The 2,074-nt window shown below is 57.5% G+C and carries 2 protein-coding genes; one reads left to right on the forward strand and one right to left on the reverse strand.

Annotated features, from left to right (window positions below; genetic code table 11):
• The coding region (locus C5B90_RS19775) for an ABC transporter ATP-binding protein (RefSeq protein WP_148708268.1) at positions 1-608 on the forward strand (608 nt) is incomplete at its 5' end.
• A 33-nt stretch (positions 609-641) separates the two neighbouring features.
• Here the strand turns inward: C5B90_RS19775 and C5B90_RS19780 are convergent.
• Positions 642-1,739 carry a Glu/Leu/Phe/Val dehydrogenase dimerization domain-containing protein gene (locus C5B90_RS19780; protein ID WP_115883622.1) on the reverse strand — a complete coding sequence of 366 codons (1,098 nt, stop codon included), beginning with the start codon at positions 1,737-1,739 and terminating at the stop codon, positions 642-644.
• Positions 1,740-2,074: the final 335 nt, after the last annotated feature.

Consider the following 2,074-nt stretch of genomic DNA (forward strand, 5'->3'; position numbering starts at 1 on the left):
CGAAGCTTCGCGCGCAGATGCGCACCGAACTCCAAGAACTCCAACAGCAACTCGACGTCACGACTATCTACGTGACGCACGATCAGACCGAGGCAATGGCGATGGGCGACCGGATTGCGGTGCTCGACGGCGGGGAACTGCAACAGGCTGGGGAACCGGAGACCGTGTACCTAAAGCCCGCAAACGAGTTCGTAGCGAAGTTCATCGGCTCGCCGAGCATCAATCTCTTTACCGCGTCTGTTGACGGGACGACACTGTCGGCGATGGACGCGTCGATCAAGTACGAGCTGACCGATGGCTCAATGCTCGACGATCGGGACCGGGTGCGCGTGGGAATCCGACCAGAGGATCTGCGGGTTGTCTCGGACGGTGTGTTTACCGCGACGGTCAGCGTCGCAGAACACATGGGCAACGAGAACTTCCTCTATTTAGATGCTGACGGAACCGAGGTAACAGCTCGAATCGAGAGTTCGGTCCGACCTGAAGCCGGATCGGCGGTTGACCTCACGTTCGACGAGGAGTCGCTGTATCTGTTCGACGAAAAGACAGGGAACGCGATCAAAACAAAGGAGGCGGTATTGGAGGACAATTCGCTGCCGTTCGCGTAACACTGCGACGTCCGTGAGAACGGACGTCTCTGATCACCACTCGGGCGACGGTGCAGACCGCATCGAGGGACGAATACTTCGGATTGATTCGATCCGTTCTCTTGCGAGTTCCGTGGCGACGTGTTGTGGCGGACGCTCCTGACGCTCCGCACGCTTACCGACTTCGCGCATCTGGTCTTTGATCCGCCGCAGATACTCGAGCACGCGCTGATGGCTGTACCCACCCTGTCGGAGGAGGTCGGTATGCTCAATAATAGTCCCCGAACTCGCAAGGAAGTCGGGAGCGTGGAGGACGCCAGCGTCGGCAAGCCGAACGGCGTCTTGAGAGGAGTCGAACTGATTGTTTGCCGGGCCGCAGACGATCTCACACTCCAGTTGCGGGATGGTTTCGGCGTTCAAGACGCCACCGAGAGCCGCAGGAACGAACACGTCGCAGTCAACGGCGTGAATAGACTCTGGATCCGCCGTGCCGACGTGCAGTTCATCAGCGAGCTGATCGACCCGCTCTCGGTTGATATCGGCGACCGTCACTTGAGCGCCCCGCCGAGAGAGATACCGAACGACGTGTTCGCCCATCTCGCCGACACCCTGAACTGCGACATGGCGGTCGCCGAGGTCATCAGAGCCAAAGACCAACTCACAACAGCCAGCCATCGCGTTTATTACGCCGAGTCCTCCTGCGTGAAAGAAGTCGTCGGTCGGTCGGGGGAACTGTTCCGGTAATCCGGTCACGTACTCCGTCTCCCGACTCATCCACCGAAGACACTCTTTGTCGGTTCCGACATCGCTACCGGTGATGAACCGTCCGTCGAAACTATCGACAACGCGCGCGTACGATCGATATAACGCTTCACTACGCTGTTTTTCGTTATCAACCCAGATGACGCCCTTGGCTCCACCCATGTCGATTCCGGCAAGAGCGTACTTGTACGTCATCGCCTCAGCGAGACGAAGTACGTCCTCTAGTGCGTCCTCTTCGGACGCGTACGCGTACCGCCTCGTACCGCCGCCAGCGGGACCGAGCCGGGTGTCGTGTAGTGCGATTATTCCGTTCAGCCCGACCTCCTCATCGCGGAAGAACCGGACTTCGCTCGCATTGTACTCCGAGAGTAGATCTGTCGTCGAAGCCATGTAGATACTCGTTCACAAGGAGGTGGGTTATATGTTCTCATTCGAGTACTCAGCGGTCACAGCACGACACTATCGGGGAGCTCGCACCGTAATGTATTAGTCCTAGTTTCATGATCCTACCATGTGATCCGAGCATACACACCGGAGACGGATAGCAATGCGCTATGGGAACTAAAGCGTCAGTTCGAACTGGAACTCGGCGGCAACACAGGGGGAGAGGAAAAATCAACAAAGTACCGGAACAAGGTAGATGAATCGTTTCGGAATCGTTATCTAGACTGGGCGGAGTGGTGTGTCAAGTCTGATCCCTGTTGCATTAGTATTGCGGAGGAGGC

The organism is Haloferax sp. Atlit-12N, from assembly GCF_003383095.1.
Classification (GTDB): Archaea; Halobacteriota; Halobacteria; order Halobacteriales; family Haloferacaceae; genus Haloferax.